This window comes from Acinetobacter sp. ANC 4636 (assembly GCF_054454555.1).
The window spans coordinates 62,395-80,396 of record NZ_JBTKVD010000009.1; the positions used below are offsets into that span (position 1 = coordinate 62,395).

15 protein-coding genes and 1 other RNA gene are annotated in these 18,002 nt (G+C 41.0%); 7 read left to right on the top strand and 9 right to left on the bottom strand.

Going from position 1 to position 18,002, the window contains the following annotated elements:
- Positions 1-41 precede the first annotated feature (41 nt).
- Positions 42-527 (top strand): regulatory protein RecX, encoded by a 486-nt coding sequence (locus tag ACX1N5_RS10865; RefSeq protein ID WP_458802063.1) that lies wholly within the window; start codon positions 42-44, stop codon positions 525-527.
- A 9-nt stretch (positions 528-536) separates the two neighbouring features.
- Here ACX1N5_RS10865 and ffs read toward each other — a convergent pair.
- Positions 537-633: signal recognition particle sRNA small type (ffs, locus tag ACX1N5_RS10870), an RNA gene on the bottom strand.
- A gap of 279 nt (positions 634-912) precedes the next feature.
- Here ffs and ACX1N5_RS10875 point away from each other — a divergent pair.
- Positions 913-1,761 carry a YbgF trimerization domain-containing protein gene (locus tag ACX1N5_RS10875; RefSeq protein ID WP_458802061.1) on the top strand — a complete coding sequence of 283 codons (849 nt, stop codon included), beginning with the start codon at positions 913-915 and terminating at the stop codon, positions 1,759-1,761.
- Positions 1,762-1,804: 43 nt separating this feature from the next.
- Here the strand turns inward: ACX1N5_RS10875 and dld are convergent, their stop codons facing one another.
- From dld to lldP, 4 genes are read right to left on the bottom strand one after another with little or no spacing between them, the layout of a single operon-like run.
- Complete coding sequence (gene dld / locus ACX1N5_RS10880) at positions 1,805-3,502, bottom strand: D-lactate dehydrogenase (RefSeq protein WP_458802059.1); 1,698 nt, start codon at positions 3,500-3,502, stop codon at positions 1,805-1,807.
- 16 nt (positions 3,503-3,518) lie between these two features.
- On the bottom strand, positions 3,519-4,670 hold the full coding sequence (lldD, locus tag ACX1N5_RS10885; protein ID WP_458802057.1) for an FMN-dependent L-lactate dehydrogenase LldD: 1,152 nt from the start codon (positions 4,668-4,670) through the stop codon (positions 3,519-3,521).
- Positions 4,667-5,422, bottom strand: coding sequence for a transcriptional regulator LldR (gene lldR, locus ACX1N5_RS10890; protein ID WP_004752013.1), 756 nt, complete (start codon positions 5,420-5,422; stop codon positions 4,667-4,669). Before lldR ends, lldD begins: the two co-directional genes overlap by 4 nt.
- Positions 5,423-5,448: 26 nt before the next feature.
- Positions 5,449-7,116 (bottom strand): L-lactate permease, encoded by a 1,668-nt coding sequence (gene lldP, locus ACX1N5_RS10895; RefSeq protein WP_458802055.1) that lies wholly within the window; start codon positions 7,114-7,116, stop codon positions 5,449-5,451.
- 436 nt (positions 7,117-7,552) lie between these two features.
- Between lldP and ACX1N5_RS10900 the strand changes: the two genes are divergently transcribed.
- Positions 7,553-8,962: a coniferyl aldehyde dehydrogenase gene (locus ACX1N5_RS10900; protein WP_458803638.1), complete on the top strand. Its 1,410-nt coding sequence runs from the start codon at positions 7,553-7,555 to the stop codon at positions 8,960-8,962.
- Positions 8,963-8,988: 26 nt separating this feature from the next.
- On the opposite strand, the gene ACX1N5_RS10905 is transcribed toward ACX1N5_RS10900, so the two are convergent.
- A complete protein-coding gene (locus ACX1N5_RS10905; protein ID WP_458802053.1) occupies positions 8,989-10,380 on the bottom strand; it encodes an aminotransferase-like domain-containing protein in 1,392 nt (463 codons plus the stop codon).
- 112 nt (positions 10,381-10,492) lie between these two features.
- On the opposite strand from ACX1N5_RS10905, the gene ACX1N5_RS10910 reads away from it, so the two are divergent.
- The 4 genes from ACX1N5_RS10910 (at position 10,493) to accC (ending at position 14,493) form a co-directional block, all read left to right on the top strand.
- A complete protein-coding gene (locus ACX1N5_RS10910; protein ID WP_131381536.1) occupies positions 10,493-11,362 on the top strand; it encodes a DMT family transporter in 870 nt (289 codons plus the stop codon).
- Positions 11,363-12,208: 846 nt separating this feature from the next.
- Positions 12,209-12,658 carry a type II 3-dehydroquinate dehydratase gene (aroQ, locus tag ACX1N5_RS10915; RefSeq protein ID WP_004752004.1) on the top strand — a complete coding sequence of 150 codons (450 nt, stop codon included), beginning with the start codon at positions 12,209-12,211 and terminating at the stop codon, positions 12,656-12,658.
- Between the two features lie 23 nt (positions 12,659-12,681).
- Positions 12,682-13,104, top strand: coding sequence for an acetyl-CoA carboxylase biotin carboxyl carrier protein (gene accB / locus ACX1N5_RS10920; protein ID WP_131381537.1), 423 nt, complete (start codon positions 12,682-12,684; stop codon positions 13,102-13,104).
- Between the two features lie 15 nt (positions 13,105-13,119).
- Entirely contained in the window at positions 13,120-14,493 is a 1,374-nt protein-coding gene (gene accC, locus ACX1N5_RS10925) for an acetyl-CoA carboxylase biotin carboxylase subunit (RefSeq protein ID WP_004752000.1), read from the top strand.
- 627 nt (positions 14,494-15,120) lie between these two features.
- Here the strand turns inward: accC and ACX1N5_RS10930 are convergent.
- The 3 genes from ACX1N5_RS10930 to prmB all read right to left on the bottom strand — a co-directional run bounded on the left by ACX1N5_RS10930 (position 15,121) and on the right by prmB (position 17,625).
- Positions 15,121-15,360, bottom strand: coding sequence for a hypothetical protein (locus ACX1N5_RS10930; RefSeq protein WP_004751998.1), 240 nt, complete (start codon positions 15,358-15,360; stop codon positions 15,121-15,123).
- Between the two features lie 150 nt (positions 15,361-15,510).
- Positions 15,511-16,602, bottom strand: a complete 1,092-nt coding sequence (gene aroC / locus ACX1N5_RS10935; RefSeq protein WP_004901479.1) for a chorismate synthase — start codon at positions 16,600-16,602, stop codon at positions 15,511-15,513.
- Positions 16,603-16,614: 12 nt separating this feature from the next.
- Positions 16,615-17,625: a 50S ribosomal protein L3 N(5)-glutamine methyltransferase gene (prmB, locus tag ACX1N5_RS10940; RefSeq protein WP_458802049.1), complete on the bottom strand. Its 1,011-nt coding sequence runs from the start codon at positions 17,623-17,625 to the stop codon at positions 16,615-16,617.
- Between the last annotated feature and the right edge of the window lie 377 nt (positions 17,626-18,002).

The window sequence follows — 18,002 nt, forward strand, 5'->3', positions numbered from 1 at the left end:
ACGCCCTACGGGGCGTTTTTTGATTTTTATGGAAAACCTTTATGCAAAATATTGAGACCGATCAACAAGTAAAAAAGACATTAACAGGCGTACGTTTGCGTAGTTATGCCTATGCCTTACTCTGTAAACGTGAATACTCAAAAGCTGAGCTACGCGAAAAGTTAAATTGCTATGCTTTAGACTCGGAAGAAGTAGAAAAACTACTTGAAGAATTTGGTCAGTATCAATATCAAAGTGATCAACGCGTTGCTGAACTTGTTCTTGTGAGCCAAATGCGTAAAGGTAAAGGTCCACGACGAATTTATCAAACCTTACAACAAAAACAGGTAGATCAGGATTATATCCAAGAACAGGTACAAGAGATTGACTGGTTAGAACAAGCCTATCAGTTAAAAGTCAAGAAATATGGAATTGAAGTGACAAGAGACCCAAAACTACAGGCAAAGCAAATTCGTTTTTTACAGTATCGTGGTTTTGATATGGATGTGATTTTAAAAGCAGTGCGTCGAGAAGCGCAAGAAGAATAATGGTGGCAACCCTACTAGCAAAACTTCGGCACATCATAGATCTGCTACCGTTGCTACCTTCCGGTCCTGGCGGGGTTCACAGAGTATAATTGCGAGGCTACCAGCAGGGCTACCATTGCAAGGACAAGTATAGAGATTTTTATTTAACATGCAATATGAAAATAAGAGATTTCTATAAAAAGCGATGCGTTTGATTATTAAAGAAACATTTTGATCAATTCATGACACTTACAAGAAAATTTCTTTGAAAATTTACAGAAGAAATGCTGAAATATTGTAAAGCTTGCTTGCTTTCAACAAAGTAAAGTTGATAAATAAACGCTAGAATCTTGTACAAACCTCTTAGGCTTGTCATTCTCATTTCGATTTCTTCAGGTTCTTCATTATGAAGCTTAAAAAGTTAGCGCTTGGATTGCTGGCATGTACGACCACATATGCTGTGTTGGCTGCACCCATTGAAAATGTATCACTTAGCCAAAACAATAGTAGCGGATCAAGCAACAATACAACAACCAATTCACCAAGTAGCAATATTCCAACCAATGTTAACTGGGAACTGATGCAACGTGTTGATCAACTTGAAAATCAAGTACGCAGTTTACGTGGCGTCATTGAAGAACAGCAACATACCATTGACCAGCAACGCCAAGATCTAGACAATCACTACAACGACCTAGACCAGCGTTTACAGTTACTTCAACAAAAAGTGGATGGTGATGATGGCTCGGCAGCATCCGATACTGCAAGTAGCGAAGATGCTTCAAGTAAGTCTGGAACAGCAACCAATAGCACCACACTACCACCGTCTGCTCCAGCTAATGATACAGCCAACTCGCCTACAGGAGCGCCCCCGGCAAAAAAGCCGTTAAATGAGAAGGATGCCTATACCTTAGCACTCGATGCTTACAAACAAGGTGGTGCTAAACAGGCGATCAAGCCTATGCAGGATTTTATTAAAAAGTATCCCAATAGCATCTATATTGGTAATGCACACTTTTGGCTTGCCGAGTTTTATTTAGCAATTGAACCTGCCAATTATGCAGAAGCCAAGAAGAATTATGAGGTTGTGAATAAACAATATCCACAATCTGCCAAAGCACCGCGAGCGCTATATCAGCTTTATAGTATTGCCAAGAATGTCGATCACAATAGTGTTTCTGCCAACCTATATCGCCAGCAACTACTGAAACAATATCCAAAATCCGCCGAAGCAGGCTATCTCAAAAAACCATAATAAAAAAACCGAGTCAAGACTCGGTTTTTTTATTCTCTTAGACTTAAGATTTCCAGTATTTCAACTTAGAAGTATGCCCAATCCCGACATTAAAACTATTAGTCGGATCTAGTTTTTGGTAATGCTGTTTCAATGCAGGCTTAGCCACATACAAATGCCCGACATTATGTTCTGCAGGATACTCTGCTCCGCGATGATCTAGCAGTTTCCACATCTGATGTTCCATATCTAAAGGGTCAACACCTTTTTTCACGATATAGTCCTGATGGAACACATGACACAAAAAATGCCCATAGTACAACTTATGAATAATTTTCTGATTCATTTCCTCTGGCAAAGTTTCTAGCCATTCACGGTCATTACGACGCAGTGCAATATCTAACGCCACGATATCTTCCACTTCACTACGATGCGTATCCCGATAACGGATTGCTGCGCCTGCTACTGCAAAACGATGTAAAAACGCCTTGCGACCTTCATCGGCATCACACAAGAAATAGTTACCTGAAGTATTTTGAGCAAAGTAGTCCGCTAGAAATTTCTGAACCTGAACCACATCCTGATCTTCAATACGTAAAATCAAATGGTGCTCATACAGGTCACGGAACTGGTTCATGCGTTTTGGCAAATGATCTGGTAAGAAATGCGTCATCATTTGCAAGACCTTATCGGTCAAGCCGCGCACACCAAATTTTTCCAAAAAGCCATCAACCTTATCTTTCATAGCAAAGGCTTGAGGAACTTTGGCTGTCCCAAACTTTTCAATAAAGACAAAGGTATCTTTACCGTATTTTGCCCCGATATCGTAAGCAACACGGTGAATATATTCACCTGCAATTGGAATACGAGGTAAATCTTGCAACAGGTAACGGCGAATTTCAGTCAAATCATGAATTGAATTGGAACCGATATAAAACACCTGGCTTTTGATCTTTTCAAAAGTGTCCAAACGCACTGCAAAGACACAGACTTTGCCTGCCGAACCTGAAGCTTCAAACAAACGACTTGGGTCAGCATTAAAACGTGCAGGCGTTTCTTCATCGACCTGACATACATCATGGACATAGTGCTGGTCAGAAGCACAGCGATGCTCCGAGTTTTCAACATCTGTCGCCTGATAATTGTTTTGCTGTAAACGTGTCAGAATTTCTTCAGGAGTTTGCCCCAGATTGACACCCAAGTGGTTGACCAGTTCTAGTTTACCTTGTTCATTCACCCGCGCATACAGAGCCAGCTCAGTATAGGCAGGCCCACGGCGTACCAGTGCACCACCCGAGTTATTACACACACCGCCTAAAACCGAAGCGCCAATACACGATGAGCCAATCACAGAGTGAGGCTCACGGTTATATTGCGCCAGTTCACGTTCCAGAGCGTCAAGGGTTGCACCAGGTAAGCAAATCACCTGTTTACCCTGATTAATCACCTGAATGCCCGCCAAACGTCGGGTACTAATCAGCACCACAGGGCGATCATAATCTGCACCATAAGGCGTTGAGCCACCTGTTAGCCCCGTATTGGCTGCCTGCATAATCACAATACAATCAGCATCCACCGCGGCTTGCAAAACCTGCCACTGCTCTAGCAAGTTCCCTGGCACAACTACGGCTAAAACCTTACCTTCACCAAAGCGGCGTCCCTGACGGTACATGCGCGTATGCTGATCATCTGTCAATACGTGCTGTTCACCAACAATGTTTTTTAACTGCTGAATTGTATTGTTATGCTTTGCCTGTGACATAGGAGCTCTCTTAGTTTTATTTGGCTAGACGATCTAAATGAACAAGACAGTCTGAGTTAATATCCTGAATGCTTTTCGCACCCGTCAAGGTCATGGCAACCCGCATTTCCTTATCAATCAGTTCCAGTAAGTTCGATACGCCCTGCCCACCTTCGGCACCCAATGCATAGACAAAAGCACGCCCCAACATACAGAGGTCAGCACCCATTGCCAGCATACGCACAACATCTAGACCATTGCGAATACCTGAATCGACCAAGATTTTCAGATCACCTTTAACCGCATCGGCAATTGCAGGTAAAGCACGGGTGGTTGATAATACACCATCTAGTTGACGACCACCGTGATTGGACACCACAATGCCATCTGCACCAAAACGTACAGCATCTTTTGCATCTTCAGGGTCTAAAATGCCTTTAATGACCATTGGGCCATCCCAGAAATCACGAATCCATTCCAGATCTTTCCATGAAATAGATGGATCAAAGTTCGTACCCAACCAGCCAATGTAATCTTCTAAACCTGTTGGCTTACCCAAGTATTTAGAGATATTGCCCAAGTCATGTGGACGACCGAGTAAGCCTACATTCCATGCCCAATGCGGATGTGCAAAAGCCTGTAAATAACGGCGCATTGCAGCATTTGGGCCACTCATACCTGAGTGTGCATCACGGTAACGTGCACCTGGAACTGGCATATCAACCGTAAACACTAAGGTTGAACAGCCTGCTGCCTTGGCACGTTCCAAAGCATTTTTCATAAAGCCACGGTCACGCAGCACATACAACTGAAACCACATTGGGCGCTGAATGGCAGGCGTCACTTCTTCAATTGGACATACCGATACGGTAGACAACGTAAATGGAATGCCTTTTTTATCTGCGGCAACCGCGGCTTGCACTTCACCGCGGCGTGCATACATGCCTGTCAAACCAACAGGTGACAATGCGACAGGCATAGAAAGTGTTTCATCAAAAATCTTGGTTTCAAGGCTCAACTGCGACATGTCGTTTAATACACGCTGACGCAGCGCAATTTTCGATAAATCTTCTACATTTCGCTTTAAAGTATATTCTGCATAAGCACCACCATCGATATAGTGAAATAAAAATGGCGGTAGACGACGGCGTGCTGCTTCACGATAGTCATTAGAAGAAGAAATGATCATTTTAAATCGATCCTTTTTAAGCGAGACGAGCGTTTTAGACGAGCTTCTGCTTCGTCAATCGCGCGCACTTGTTGAATAATAAATTCGATATGGTCACACACCGATGAGCGTGCCAATTCTGGATCTTGTCGATCAATGGCATCCATCACCTGAAAGTGTTGTAAATGGAGTTGCCCAAACTGATGGACATCGGTATAGATTTTGCGTCGACCGAGTACGACGTTGTATTGCAGTAAATCAAACAGGCTGCGCATCATTTGCGTCAGCACAATATTGTGAGAGGCTTCCGCAATCGCCAAATGAAAGTTGGCATCCGATGCCGAAGCCTTATCTGCATCGCCAATCGACTGGAAATACAAAACCTGATCATAGAAATAATGAATCTTGGCACGATCTTCTTCCGTTGAGCGCTTGGCAGCGTACCATGCTGTCCCACCTTCCAAAATCAGGCGTGCTTCCTGAACATCAAAACGATATAGAGGGTCTTGATCAATCAAGTCACTCAACGGTTGAAGAATAAACTGGTCAGACCAGTCGCTCTGTGGGCGCTTTGCAAGGTAAGTTCCTGCACCTACACGGCTGGAAACCACGCCCAAACTTGAGAGCTTTTGCAATGCTTCACGTAACGATGAACGCGAAACGCTCAGTTGTTCACACAGTTGACGCTCCGAAGGCAGCCGATCACCCACCTGCATGCTTTGCTGTTCTATCAAATCATACAAACTTTGTACTACACGATCGGCTATTTTCATCTCATTTTCCTTCGGTCAATCTGCAATCATGGAATCATCCATGGAAAAACATAGGCTTGAAGGGTAATGATAATACCAATCATCACAGTAAATGCGATACTGTGCTTCACTGTGAAGCGGAATAAATCTGACTCTTTACCAACCAGACCAACGGCAGCACACGCAATAGCAATCGATTGTGGTGAAATCATTTTACCTGTCACACCACCAGAAGTATTGGCTGCGACAAGTAACACATCTGGTACACCAATCTGATGTGCTGTAGTGGCTTGTAAAGCACTAAACAACGCATTTGCAGAAGTATCAGAACCCGTAAGGAACACACCCATCCAACCCAAAAATGGCGAGAAGAAGGTAAATGCCCGACCTGTATGTGCCAATGCCAACGCCAATGTTGCAGACATGCCCGAGTAGTTAGCAATAAACGCGAACGCTAACACCATACCAATTGAGTAAATTGGTGTTTTTAACTCTTTCACAGTTTCCGCAAAGGTTGCTACGGCTGCCGTAGGACGCATTTTTAAGACAATAATTGAAATGATTGCGGCAAAAATAATCGCTGTGCCTGTTGCAGAGAACCAGTCAAATTTAAAAATGGCATCATAATCAGTTGGTTTTCCAACTACAGGTGGCATTTTTTGTACCAATTGATGCAAGTATGGGACTTTGATCGCAATGATCCAGTCATGCAAAGCACCATCTTTGGCAAACAAGCTCTTGAATGGCTTGATACTCCATATAGTGACCATCGCAGTCAAAATCATAAATGGAGACCATGCCTTAAAGATTTGACCTGCAGTATGTTTTTGCTTTTGTTGCTCTAGAACCGCACTATCAATAACCGTACCATCTTCATCAGTGAAACGAAAAATATGTTTTGGTTTCCAGAACTTAAGTAAAATCGTCAAACTGATCAAAGAAGAAATTGCTGCAGTAATGTCTGGAAGCTCAGGCCCTACAAAGTTTGAAGTCAGGTATTGTGCCAATGAGAATGCACCACCACCGACCAAAATTGCAGGCCAAGTTTCTTTCACACCGCGCCAGCCATCCATGATCGCCATGATCCAGATCAATACGATTGGCACAACAAACGGTAATTGACGACCAACCATTTGGCTAATTTCATGTGTTTCTACACCTGAAACCTGACCCGCTACAATGATTGGAATCCCCATTGCACCAAACGCAACTGGTGCCGTGTTCACAATCAGGCACAAACCCGCTGCATACAGTGGTTTAAAGCCTAAACCCACGAGCAACGCTGCGGTAATTGCAACAGGTGCACCAAAGCCTGCAGCACCTTCAAGGAAAGTACCAAAAGCAAAGCCGACCAATAGCATTTGAAGGCGCTGATCTTCCGTAATAGATAGGATGCTCGAACGAATTACATCGAACTGCCCTGTTTTTACAGAGACTTTATACAGGAATACCGCACCAATGATGATCCATGAAATTGGCCAGAGCCCATAAAAGAATCCATAAATAATTGATGCGAAAGCCATGCTGGTTGGCATGTGATAGGCAAAAAGCGATACCAATAATGCCAGTCCAACAGTAATCGTTCCAGCCACGCTGCCTTTCAGGCGAAATACAGCGAGCGCAAGAAAGAAGAAAATAATTGGAATCAAAGCGACCAAACTAGATAGCCAGATATTACCAATAGGGTCATAAATTTGTTGCCATTGTTGTAGCATTCTCTTCTCCTTGAAATGCTTCGGCGATACTTATTCGTGAATTCTAGAATGCTTTTTCATAAAATGGTCATACCAATTTAAATTAAAAAAGCACCTATTTGTCATCAAATAGTAAATAATGCCAACTTAAAGATCAACATTGGTCTGAATATTTTAATATTGGTATGACCAATATTATTTTAATTTTCCTGTCTTCTCTACAACAATACAGCTATGTGTCTTTTAAATAACACTGATATATCAGAAACATATAAAACGAATGAAACATGTTGCGATGAAACTGCGAACGCTTTGCGACTTTAGTCTAGAATCATGTTTGCAAACCAAAGATTGGTATTTTTTGGCTACAAACAAAATCATTGACTGTGAAATGCACAACTTAAATTTTGCAGTTCAGAATTTTCAGTTAACATGACATCTGAACGTTGAAGGAACAATACAGAAACTAATGACTGATTCTGCCGAGTATTTAAATCACCTGCTACAGCAACAAAAACAGGCTTTTTTAACCACCCAATATCCAAGCTTGCAACAACGCCGTATGTGGCTTAAACAGTTAAAAACTCTGTTAGTTGAACATCAGCAATACATTATTGATGCGATTTCAGCAGATTTTGGGCATCGTAGTGCAGATGAGACTCGTTTGGTTGAAATCTTACCGAGTGTGATGGGTATTCAACATACCCTCAAACACTTAAAAAAATGGATGAAACCTAGTCGCCGTCAGGTCAGTATTCTGTTTCAACCTGCTCAAGCCTATGTGATGTATCAACCACTCGGTGTCGTCGGTATTATTGTACCGTGGAATTACCCATTATTTTTAGCCGTTGGTCCGTTATGTCAAGCATTGGCCGCAGGCAATCGAGTCATGCTGAAAATGAGTGAATTTACCCCGCATTTTTCTGCGCTTTTCCAAAAAATAATTGCACAGGTTTTTCCTGAAGATTTAGTTAGCGTCGTAACAGGTGATCATAATATTGCACAGCAGTTTTCTGCACTGCCCTTTGATCATCTACTCTTTACAGGGGCAACATCAATCGGTCGACAAGTAATGCGTTCAGCATCAGAACACTTAACACCTGTAACGCTTGAACTTGGTGGAAAATCTCCAAGTGTAATTGGTAAAGATGCGCCGTTAGAAGAGTCTGTGCGCCGTATTGTTTTTGGTAAAGCCATTAACTCAGGACAAACTTGCGTCGCGCCCGACTATGTTTTTGTGCCACAAGATTTATCACAACAATTTATTGATCTTTATATTAAAACCATTCGTCAATTTTACCCAGAGTTATCCAATAATCCTGATTGCACTCAAATCATTAATCAACGCCAAAAACAACGCTTAAATTTGTATTTAGATGATGCGCAAGCCAAAGGCGCAAAGGTGATTTGTATTTACCCTGAAGATGAAGCGCATTTTGGGCATTATCTGGTTTATGATATCAATGATGATATGTTGCTGATGCAAAATGAGATTTTTGGTTCAATTTTACCAGTTTTAACTTACCAAAATATTGATGAAGTCATGACTTACATCAACCAGCATGATCGCCCATTGGCACTGTATTATTTTGGCTATGATCAACAGGAACAACAGCACTTTTTAAAGCATACACATAGTGGTGGCATCTGTTTAAATGAAACCTTGGTTCATGTCGCACAGGATGATTTACCGTTTGGTGGGGTCGGTGCTTCGGGAATTGGGCACTATCATGGACATGAAGGTTTCTTGACTTTTAGTCATGCCAAATCAGTCTTTGTCCGTCCAAAATTCAGTTTAATGAAACTGATTTACCCGCCGTATGGTACACGGCTGCAGAAACTAATTTTCCGTTTATTCTTACGCTAACCACCTATATGAGTTGATGATTTCTATCAGTTTAATTGCTGCATTGCACGCTGCAAGACCTGATAAATACGCTGATCTGTGGACTGTGCCACATTAAAACGTAAGAACTGTTCAGCAGATTGACGGGTACTAAAGGCATTTCCAGGCGCCAAAATCACACCTTGAGATAAACATATTTTTGAAATTTCTTTAGCGCTGTATCCATCAGGCAAACGACACCACAAAAACATACCAGCTTGGGGAATAATCCAAGGATCAATTCCCAGTGGTTGCAAATTTTGTATGGTTCTACTCACGGCCAATGCTAACTGCTGTTTCAGCCATTCGACATGTTTACGATAAGCATTGTCAGTTAATGCATGATAAATCAGCTCTGTATTTAACTGGTTATTGTTAAAACAGGTCGCTATTTTTAGATCAATCAGTTGTTCAACCCATTGATTTTGAGTCGCTATATAGCCACAGCGTATAGATGCTGAAAGGGTTTTGGAAAAACTTCCAATTTGAATCACCTGAGCAAAACCGTTGAGTGCTGCATAACGCGGTGCAGGCACATATTCCAGATCAGCAAAAATATCATCTTCAATAATGACCAAATCAGTTTGCTCGACCATTTTTAAAATTTGATACGCTGTTGCTAACGACAACTGCCCGCCTGTTGGGTTATGAATGCCTGAATTGGTGATATACAGTCGAGGTTTATGTGCCAAAGCCGCACGAAACTGTTCAACATCAGGTCCTGTCGTTGTCCAAGGAATCGAAATCGTCTCGACCTGATGAGTTTTGAGTAAGGCATGAAAATTGAAATAACAGGGATCATCAATCAGCACCACATCATTTGGGTTTAAAAATAAACGACAAACCAAATCGATTGCATGTGTGCCACTATCGGTCAGTAAGATTTGATCTGGATGCGCCATAACACCTGTCATTTGCATACGTTGCACAATTAAATGCCGCAGCTTCGCAAAACCCAAAGGCTGACCATAACCCACCAGATGTGACGTTGTGGAACGCGAAACAACTCTTAACGCTTTTCGGATTAAATCTTCTGGCATCCAGTGTTCAGGCAACCAACCACAACCTGGTTTTAAATGGGTTGAATTGGCTTCTAAAGACTGCCGAGAAATCCATAGTGGATCGACCTCTCGGTCTAAACGTGGCGCAATGGCTGTAAAGGCATACGATGCCCGAATGCCTGTGACAAAATAGCCTGCGCCCGCTCTTGCCTCAATACGCTGCGCCGTGACCAACCGCGCATAGGCTTCTATAACTGTTGAAATAGATACTTCTAACTGCTGAGCAAGCTGACGAAGCGAAGGTAAACGCGCGCCTGCAACCAAGACGCGATCATCAATTTGTTGCTGAACAAAAGTAATCACACGTTCAATTTTGCTTGATGGTGCTGATTTTTCCATAACAGTTTTATTTTTCACACCCTAACAGTTTTATGAAATTGTATTGCTCTGTAGCTGTTTCAGCAAGTCAGCATTCTTTATAAATCTCTTAGATCCATGAAGAGTGCTAAACATGTTGAATATTTCGCGAGGCTGGTTGAGTGGTTTATGTGGTGTCTGTATTTTTGCAGGTTCATTACCCGCAACTCGCATTGCTGTAACAGGCTTTAGCCCAGAATTTCTAACCTCAATTCGTGCCCTAATTGCAGGCATATTGGCTTTATGCACGGTACTCTGCATGAAGCAGCGTCTACCGTCTATTACTCAGTTCAAATCATTGACTCTGGTTGCAATTGGAGTCGTACTGGGTTTTCCTTTATTTACAGCATTGGCACTCAAGCAGATGAGTGCCGCCTACTCCATTGTATTTATTGGCTTGCTGCCTTTAGCGACGGCTATTTTTGCAATTTTACGTGGTGAAAAACGACCACAGCATAAATTTTGGCTATTTGCCGTGCTAGGGAGCAGTAGCATTATTGCTTTTATTTACATGTCACCTCAGGCACAACATCCTCTTTCTGCCGATATGTACATGCTAATCGCAATTTTACTTTGTGGTTTAGGCTATGCGGAAGGTGGGCGATTATCGAGAGACTTAGGCGGTTTACAGGTGATTTCCTGGGCACTTATCCTAACCCTACCATTCATGCTATTTGCTAGCTTTTATTATTACCCTGAAGACTTTAGCCATGTCACATTGAGCGCATCTTTAGGATTGCTTTATGTTTCACTGTTTAGCATGTTTATCGGTTTTATTTTTTGGTATCACGGCTTAGCCACAGGCGGCGTAGTTGCTGTCGGTCAGTTACAGTTGTTACAACCTTTTTTGGGTCTGAGTTTATCAGCAATTCTTTTGCATGAACCTGTAGGCTGGTCGATGTTTCTCACCAGTTTATTGGTGGTTGGCTGTGTAAGTTATGCCAAAAAATTCTCAGTCAGTTAAAGATTTGCTCAATACAGGCAACACGAGCGCTGTGCTTGTCTGCAATTACATACAAAAAAACTGGAATAAGCAAACGATCAGTAATCTATACTTTTTATTTTATCCTGTACTATAAAATTATAGTGTAATAACTCAAACCTATCAAAAAATCAGCAATATATTTAAAACAACTATCAATTAATCCAATATAAGAACCTAATTTAGTTCAGATGTAACAACTTATTGCGTATTCTATAAGCAGTTATATTGCGTTTTTATTCTATAGCCTCTGCCAATCTGAACAAAATGGTCAATGCCTTTTACTGTTCTTTGCAAATTTCCCCCAAAGAAAACCAAACTATATGCGTTTTTTTATCTAATCTACACACATACAATGTAGTCAAACTTAGGCTATTCAAGAAAAATATATCATGTAATCACCATAATTTACCTACATAATTTTTCAAAAAAAATCTTTGTTCGCAATTTATATTATTGTTTAAATTCATACAATTAAATAAAAATCACAAGAAATCTAGCAAGTATTTTTAACCCGTATATTTTTATGACTTTATTATAAAATCATCCATTCCAATTGCATTTGTTTAGTGGTAGTGTAAACAGCAACCAGACCAAGTAAAATTTAAGAAAAACTGTCAATCCAAGCAAGTTTTAAGTTTTTAAAATGGAACTTTTTAACATTGTTAATTTTTCCAAAAATTTACAAGATATACGCATAATTTGATTTGTTTATTCTGTATAGATAAGTACAACTTGCAAAATAATTACAGAATTCAAAGCAAAAATCCGCCAACTTTGTAAAGATCTTGCAGAAAATGACTGCAATTTTAGATTGGAGTGAACTATATGACTTCACGTATTTTGGTCATTCATGGGCCAAATTTGAATTTGCTCGGAAAGCGCGAACCTGAAGTATATGGTCACCTCACCTTAAATGACATCAACCAAAGCCTCATTGAACAAGCAAAACAACAAGATTGCGACTTAGATACTTTTCAAAGCAACCATGAAGGTGCGATTGTCGACCGTATTCATTTAGCACAAGAACAAGCTGTGCAATTTATTATCATTAATCCTGCTGCATACACCCACACTTCTGTGGCACTACGTGATGCATTGCTTGGGGTCAATATCCCATTTATTGAAGTGCATTTATCTAATGTGCATGCCCGTGAAACTTTTCGCCACCATTCTTATCTCAGCGACAAAGCTGTGGGTGTGATTTGTGGTTTAGGTGCACAAGGCTATCACTTTGCACTCAATTATGCTGTTTCTAAGCTTCAACCTTCTCATTAATCTTCATAAGGAATACGAACACCATGGATATTCGTAAAATCAAAAAGCTCATCGATTTGATGATTGAATCTGATCTTCACGCAATTGAAGTAAAAGAAGGTGATCAATCGATTGCTTTAACCCGCCGCAGCCCAGCACCAATTCAAATGGGTGTTGCTGCAATGCCTGCTCCGTCTGCTGAATCTACACCAAAAGCAAAAACTCCACGTGGCATTGTTGAAACTTCACCAATGGTTGGTGTCTATTATGCTGCTCCAAGTCCAGGCGAAGCACCATTTGTTCAAGTCGGTCAAACTGTTTCTGCTGGTGATACTCTAGGTATTATCGAAGCAATGAAAATTATGAACCCGATTGAAGCAACTCAAAGCGGCGTGATTGAAGAAATCTTGGTAAAAAATGGCGAAGTGATTGAGTTTGGTCAACCATTATTCCGTTACCGCGCATAATTACAGGGACTCACAATGTTGCAAAAAGTACTGATTGCAAACCGTGGTGAGATCGCCTTGCGAATCACCCGCGCTTGTAAAGCTCTAGGGATTAAAACCGTTGGAGTGTATTCTAGCGCTGATAAAGACTTGATGCATTTGCGTTTTGTCGATGAAGCTGTATGTATTGGTCCAGGCTCAACAAGCGAAAGTTATTTAAATATTCCAGCATTATTAACTGCTGCTGAAATTACAGGTGCAGATGCCATCCACCCTGGTTATGGCTTCTTGTCTGAAAATGCTGAATTTGCCGAAATGGTCGAAACTTCGGGCTATGTTTTTATCGGCCCACGCCCAGAGCATATTCGCCTTATGGGGAACAAAGTTTCTGCAATTACAGCAATGCGTAAAGCGGGTGTACCTACTGTACCAGGTTCACAACATGCAGTAACTCCAGCGAATGCCAAAGAAGAAGCAGCGAAAATCGGTTTTCCACTGATTGTTAAAGCAGCTTCAGGTGGTGGTGGTCGTGGTATGCGTATTGTTGAACGCATCGACACTTTGCTTGAGTCTGTACAAGCAGCTCAACGTGATGCTGAAATGTGGTTTGGTGATGATACGGTCTATATGGAACGTTTCTTACAAACACCTCGTCACGTTGAAGTTCAAATCTTGGCTGATGGTAATGGTCATGCCATTCACCTATATGACCGTGACTGTTCTTTACAGCGTCGTCATCAAAAAGTTCTTGAAGAAGCGCCAGCACCAGACTTGCCAGAACAAGCGCGTGCAGACATTCTTGAAGCGTGTGTGCATGCGTGTAAACTCATGCAATACCGCGGTGCAGGAACATTTGAATTCTTGTTCGAAGATGGTGAATTCTTCTTCATTGAGATGAATACTCGTGTTCAAGTAGAACACCCTGTCACTGAAATGGTCACTGGTGTTGACATTATCGAACAACAAATCCGTATTGCTTCTGGTTTAGGTCTGAACCTTGAGCAAAAAGATATTGAAGTTCGTGGTCATGCAATTGAATGTCGTATCAATGCTGAAGATCCAACAACATTCTTACCATCTCCAGGTCGCATTGAGACTTTTTATGCGCCAGGCGGTGCGGGTATCCGTCTAGATTCTCATATCTACTCAGGTTACAGCATTCCGCCGTATTATGATTCCATGATTGCAAAATTGATTGCGCATGGTAAAGATCGTAGTACTGCAATTGCACGTATGAGACAAGCACTAGATGAAATGATTCTCACAGGCGTGAAAACCAATATTCCGTTGCACAAAGATCTGATCTTACAAGATAAAGATTTCTGTGAAACAGCGATGGATATTCACTATCTTGAGACTCATTTGTTAAAGCAACTTGAGCCTGCAACTGAAGAAAAGAAACCTGCTTAATAAGCTTATTCTTATTTCAGTTAAAACGCCTGATGAACAACCTCATCGGGCGTTTTATTTTAAGTATCAATAAAACTCTTAAACTGCTTAAAACCCATATCAGTCTTTAAGTTTACTGATAGATCATATGCGTTTTTTCAACTTGTTTTGCAAGTATCACCCGTTTACTAAAAATAAGATGCTCATCACATTGGAGCCTACCTATTTGATTCCACAAAACTCCTCACCCAATCCATTTAGGAAACACCTACTTATTTTAAGAATCACTATATATAAGCGCAAAATAAGCGCTGCGTTCGCTTCTTTTTGATTCGGACAATTTCAAAATTAAATCGACAGAACAAGGGAAATATCTGTACATCACATCAATCAATTAGGGATGATGTTCTACGATTTCATTCCTCTTACCCTTCACTTGATACCGCAAGATTAGGCTGTATCACTTATTTCAAAACCACACATACATCTTAAGATATTGTTTTTCAATATAAATTATGAATACACTAAACTTGCATCGCATTTTCACAACACTTTAAAGTTGGGTTTAGCGCGATAAATCAATAATAAGCCTGCTTTAATTTGAATCGTGTCACGTGATGTATTTTTACTGTTTAAGTCAGCATTGACTTAAGCTTCAGTCATTGCGATCACCTTGACAATAATCGTTTGGGATTCCTCAAAGTCATCGAATATTTGTTTGCGCGTCAGTTCTTTAGACTTTACTTTAAACTGTACATTTTGAAACTGAATATGGCTTGGAATACGCTCAAAATAATCGCCTGTTTCTTCAAGCTCTTCTTCAAAAAGTGGATGACCTAACTGATAATCTTTATTTTTTAACGCAATATATTTCACTATAGTTTTCATTGTCTTCAACTCATTTCCTTTAGGCTTTATTTTTGTTTTAACAGGTTTAAATAAGAAATGAAACGCTATTTATGTATAAATCGCCTGAATAAATAGCACTTAAAAAAAATGGCTTCATATTCATGAAGCCATCTCGATTTTGCTGGTTTTTTAAGGTGCTATAGGCGCAAATGGTGCAACTACGTCGGCATTTTGCGCACGATGGCGTAAGAAATGATCCATCAACACAATTGCAAGCATCGCCTCTGCAATCGGTGTAGCACGAACACCAACACAAGGGTCATGGCGACCTTTGGTTAAGACGTCCGTGTCTTCACGGTTTAAGTTGATGGTTTTTCCTGAAGTGGTAATACTCGCAGTTGGCTTGAGTGCAATCGCCACACGAATGTTTTGACCACTTGAAATCCCACCCAAAATACCACCTGCATGATTTGCCAAGAAACCTTGTGAAGTCAGTTCATCACGCGTTTCATGACCGAACTGACCTGCAACGGCAAAACCATCACCAATCTCTACACCTTTGACAGCATTAATACCCATCATGGCATGTGCAATGTCGGCATCTAAACGATCAAATACAGGCTCACCCCAACCAACTGGTACATTTTCAGCCAGAATTTCCAGTTTCGCACCACAGCTTGTTCCTTGCTCACGCAGTGACGTGACAAGCTGTTCAAAACGCGGAACCGCATCGACATCGCCACAGAAAAACGGGTTATTTGGCACTTCATTCCAGTCCAGTTTTTCTGCGACTTCCGTGCCGATTTGGGTGACATGCCCACGAATCACAATACCAAACTTCTCAGCCAAGTATTTTTTAGCAATTGCACCTGCGGCAACACGCATCGCAGTTTCACGGGCGCTTGAACGTCCACCGCCACGGTAGTCACGGAAACCGTATTTTTGTGTGTAAGTATAATCAGCATGCCCAGGGCGGAAAGTCTGGGCAATATTACCGTAATCTTTTGATTTCTGGTCTGTATTGCGAATCAACAAACCAATTGGGGTGCCTGTAGTTTTCCCCTCAAAAACACCCGAAATAATTTCAACTTGATCAGGTTCTTTACGCTGAGTCGCAAATTTAGATGTGCCTGGTTTACGGCGATCAAGATCTTTTTGTAAATCTTCTTCAACCAATTCAAGACCTGGTGGCACACCATCGACAATTGCCATTAAGCCAACACCGTGCGACTCACCACAAGTTGTCACACGAAAAAGTTGCCCAATACTATTTCCTGCCATAATGACAATTCCTTATGCATTTACTGAATCTTGAAATAATTGTTGATATTGACGACATTGTGCAGCGGTCAAAGCAAAAATACCCGAACCACCTTTTTGGAATTTTAACCAGTGGAAGTCAACTGTATTGAAATTCTGACGCATTGCCCATTCAGAATTGCCCACTTCAATCACAATCAGACCATCTTCAGTCAAATAGTCTGCCGCTTGTGCCAACATTTTACGTACTAAATCTAAGCCATCTTGACCAGCAGCAAGCGCCAGTTCTGGCTCATGCAAAAATTCTTCAGGCAAATCCGCCATATCTTCAGCATCCACATATGGCGGATTACTGATGATGAGATCATATTTATTTTCTAAAGGAATTTTTGAGAATAAATCTGACTCTAATAGTGCAACCTGATACTGCATGTTGTGATGTTCAGCATTAATTGCAGCCACTTCAAGTGCTTCACGAGAAATATCAGTTGCATCGACTTCCGCTTCTGGGTAAGCATATGCCAGTGCAATTGCGATACAGCCTGAACCTGTACACATATCTAAAATACGGCGTGGGGTTTGTGGGTTTGCATTTTCAGGCAAGTTGTTTAATGCTTCACGCACTTGCCCATTTTCATCCAAACAGTATGGCGCAAAGCGCTGTTCGATAAGTTCTGCAATTGGTGAACGTGGGATAAGCACACGTTCATCGACATAAAATGGTTTACCACAAAAATAAGAAAGGTTTAATAAATAAGAAGTTGGGACGCGTTCATTAATACGGCGTTCCAAAAGACTTAAAAATTCTGCTTTTTCACTTGGTAGTAGTTTTGCATCGAGAATTTCGTTGTCTGCCGCCCAGTCTAAAGACAATGTTTGCAGCACCAATGCCGAGCTTTCTGCAAAAAAGTCTTCTGTACCTTGCCCTAAATGAGCATCGTATTGACGCAGTGCTGTGACCCCAAAGCGAATAAAATCACGAATCGTGCTTAAGTTTTCAGCCGCTTCTTTCAAACTTTCAGGGCTAATCGTCAATCGCTCCACTCAGAACTCCAAATCTATAAATTTATATGCTCGGTATTCTACCCTGTTTTAGCTTGATTTTTAATGCCTGTACTGTGTTTAAACCTTTCCAGATTTGAATAGAAAAGGGTTTTTCATCGTTTTTGCTTTGACAGATGAATGATTTTGACCCAATATTTTTAATACTCTTTAACAGTTTAATAAAATCAATCAGTTATAACTGAGCTAAAAATTTGAGTATTTCTTTACTTCTTGTATTTAAACTACTGTTATTTATTACTTTTTTAATATTTTTATTATTCACTGCCATATAGGCAGCTTAGAAAAATTCAGACTCGGATGGCTACACTTCAATCTATCCGCAATCTGAATAACAAGTATAAAGCTATGGCTGCCAG

Bases quoted from the DNA above. Each gene is read 5' to 3' on its own strand.
- ACX1N5_RS10865 (WP_458802063.1), top strand. From the start codon at position 42: ATGCAAAATATTGAGACCGATCAACAAGTAAAAAAGACATTAACAGGC.
- ACX1N5_RS10875 (WP_458802061.1), top strand. From the start codon at position 913: ATGAAGCTTAAAAAGTTAGCGCTTGGATTGCTGGCATGTACGACCACA.
- dld (WP_458802059.1), bottom strand. From the start codon at position 3,502: ATGTCACAGGCAAAGCATAACAATACAATTCAGCAGTTAAAAAACATT.
- lldD (WP_458802057.1), bottom strand. From the start codon at position 4,670: ATGATCATTTCTTCTTCTAATGACTATCGTGAAGCAGCACGCCGTCGT.
- lldR (WP_004752013.1), bottom strand. From the start codon at position 5,422: ATGAAAATAGCCGATCGTGTAGTACAAAGTTTGTATGATTTGATAGAA.
- lldP (WP_458802055.1), bottom strand. From the start codon at position 7,116: ATGCTACAACAATGGCAACAAATTTATGACCCTATTGGTAATATCTGG.
- ACX1N5_RS10905 (WP_458802053.1), bottom strand. From the start codon at position 10,380: ATGGAAAAATCAGCACCATCAAGCAAAATTGAACGTGTGATTACTTTT.
- ACX1N5_RS10910 (WP_131381536.1), top strand. From the start codon at position 10,493: ATGTTGAATATTTCGCGAGGCTGGTTGAGTGGTTTATGTGGTGTCTGT.
- aroQ (WP_004752004.1), top strand. From the start codon at position 12,209: ATGACTTCACGTATTTTGGTCATTCATGGGCCAAATTTGAATTTGCTC.
- accB (WP_131381537.1), top strand. From the start codon at position 12,682: ATGGATATTCGTAAAATCAAAAAGCTCATCGATTTGATGATTGAATCT.
- accC (WP_004752000.1), top strand. From the start codon at position 13,120: ATGTTGCAAAAAGTACTGATTGCAAACCGTGGTGAGATCGCCTTGCGA.
- ACX1N5_RS10930 (WP_004751998.1), bottom strand. From the start codon at position 15,360: ATGAAAACTATAGTGAAATATATTGCGTTAAAAAATAAAGATTATCAG.
- aroC (WP_004901479.1), bottom strand. From the start codon at position 16,602: ATGGCAGGAAATAGTATTGGGCAACTTTTTCGTGTGACAACTTGTGGT.